2 protein-coding genes and 1 pseudogene are annotated in these 2,264 nt (G+C 75.2%); 1 reads left to right on the top strand and 2 read right to left on the bottom strand.

Going from position 1 to position 2,264, the window contains the following annotated elements:
- Window positions 1-979, top strand: a 979-nt coding sequence (locus HGA02_RS16940) for an FAD-binding oxidoreductase (protein WP_168680337.1), incomplete at its 5' end; no start/stop codon positions are given.
- Between the two features lie 223 nt (window positions 980-1,202).
- On the opposite strand, the pseudogene HGA02_RS16935 reads toward HGA02_RS16940, so the two are convergent.
- Both HGA02_RS16935 and HGA02_RS16930 read right to left on the bottom strand, forming a co-directional pair.
- A pseudogene (locus HGA02_RS16935) lies at window positions 1,203-1,904 on the bottom strand (PP2C family protein-serine/threonine phosphatase); the annotation flags it as partial.
- 4 nt (window positions 1,905-1,908) lie between these two features.
- The coding region (locus tag HGA02_RS16930) for an FHA domain-containing protein FhaB/FipA (RefSeq protein ID WP_168680335.1) at window positions 1,909-2,264 on the bottom strand (356 nt) is incomplete at its 5' end.

Raw genomic sequence — 2,264 nt, 5'->3', positions numbered from 1 at the left:
GGCCACGCAGCCGTTCGGGCTCGCGACGACGGCGGGCATCGTGTCGCACACGGGCATCGGCGGGCTGGCGCTCGGCGGCGGCGTGGGGTGGCTCGCGCGGCAGGTGGGCCTGACGTGCGACAACGTCGCCGGGTTCGAGGTCGTCACGGCGGAGGCCGACGTCGTGCGCGCGACCGCCGACGAGAACCCCGAGCTGTTCTGGGGGCTGCGCGGCGGGGGCGGCAACTTCGGCGTCGTCACGCGCTTCGACCTCACGCTGCACGACGTCGGCACGCAGGCGCTCGTGGCGGAGGTGGACCTCGACCCCGAGCACGCGCTCGACGCGCTGGGGACCTGGGTGTCCCGGGCGGCCGACGCACCGCGGGCCGCCACGCTCTACGCCGACCTCGTCGCCGGGGGTGCGCTCACGCTGGGGTTCTCGTGGGTCGGGGACCCCGCGGGCGCCGACGGGCTGGTCGCGGAGCTCGACCGGCTCGGCACGCCGCTCGCCCGACGCGTCGAGCCGCGCTCGTACGTCGAGCTCCAGAGCCAGTCGGACGTCCCGACCGCGCACGGCTTCCGGCGCTACGCGAAGAGCCACTACGTCCGGGGTCTCACCGACGCGGCGCTCGAGGCGTTCCTGGCGCACGTCGACGCGCGCACCGGTGCGGCGAGCCTCGTCGCGTACGGCGGGGCGATCGCGGACGTCGACCCGGACGCGACGGCGTTCGTCCACCGCGACGTGGAGTTCGAGTACGACGTGGGTGCCCGCTGGGAGGACCCCGCGGACGACGAGGCCGTCGTCGCGTCGTGCCGCCGCCTCGCGTCGGGGCTCGAGCCGTGGAGCACGGGCGTCTACGTCAACGCGCTCGCCGACGAGGGCGCCGCGGGCGTCCGGCGGGCGTACGGCGACGGCACCTACGCCCGGCTGCGCCAGGTCAAGACGGCCTGGGACCCCGAGAACGTCTTCCGCCTCAACCAGAACATCCCGCCGGCCTGACGTCCCCGCCGCGGTCGAGGCGGTCGACCGCGAGGCGTGACCGTGCGGAACGACGGCCCGGCGCGCCCCACCCTCAGGTGGGGAGCGCGGCGCCGTCCGTCCCGACGTGCTCGACGAAGTGCACGACGAGCGAGCCCCGCCCGCACGTGACGCCGACCAGGCGCCCCGTGAAGCCGCCCGCGACCTCCGTCGACAGGTAGCGGCCGTCGAGCTGGGCCGGCTCGACGGTCACGTTGTCGCCGCCGCCCGCGCGCAGCGCGAGCTGCACGAGCCGGTCCGCGCACGCGTCGACGTCCGCGATCGTGCGCAGCGTCTCCTCGATCGTGTCCGCGCTGACGAAGCCCGACAGGCCGTCCGAGCACAGCAGCCAGCGGTCGCCCGGGCGTGCCTCCCGGACCGACAGGTCCGGCGTGACCTCCGCGTCGAAGTCACCGAGCACGCGCATGACGACCGACCGCTGCGGGTGGTGCTCGGCCTCCTCGGGCGTGATGCGGCCGATGTCCACCAGGTGCTGCACGAACGTGTGGTCCGTCGTGACCTGCGTCAGGACGCCGTCCCGGAACAGGTACCCGCGCGAGTCGCCCAGGTGCACCATCGCGAGCTTGTTGCCCGCACGCAGGATCGCGATGACCGTCGTGCCCATGCCCGCGAGGTCCGGGTCCGCGTCGACGCGCGCCAGCAGGTCGTCGCGCGCCGACTCCAGCGCCGCCTCGAGCTGGTCCAGCGCGTCGTCGGGGCCGTGCGACTCGCCGTCGAGCGGCGCGAACGCCGCGACCGCGACCGACGACGCCACGTCGCCGCCCGCGTGCCCGCCCATGCCGTCCGCGACCATGAGCAGGTGCGGACCCGCGTAGGCGGAGTCCTGGTTGTTCGTGCGCACGAGCCCGACGTCCGAGCGCGCCGCGTACCTGAGGGCGACGGTCACCGGGTTACCTCTGCAGCTCGAGCACGCTCTGTCCCACGCGGACCGGTGTACCGGTCGGCAGGGGGATCGGTCCGTCGACGCGCTGGTCGGCCAGGAACGTCCCGTTCGTCGAGCCGAGGTCCTCGACGAACCACTGGCCGTCCTGCGGGAAGACGCGCGCGTGACGCGAGGAGGAGTAGTCGTCGTCCAGGACCAGCGTGCACGACGGCGCACGGCCGATGAGCACCGGCGCCGTGCCGAGCGGGACGATCGTGCCGCGCAGCGGGCCCTCCGTGACGACCAGCTTGCGCGGGCCCGAGCCGCTGCGCGCCGAGCGCGGGGTGCGCACCGGTGCCGGTGCCGGCGCGGCCGGTGCGGGAG

This window comes from Cellulomonas septica (genome assembly GCF_012396155.1).
In the GTDB taxonomy this organism is placed as follows: domain Bacteria; phylum Actinomycetota; class Actinomycetes; order Actinomycetales; family Cellulomonadaceae; genus Cellulomonas; species Cellulomonas septica.
This window is presented reverse-complemented; position numbering and strand designations above follow the sequence as displayed.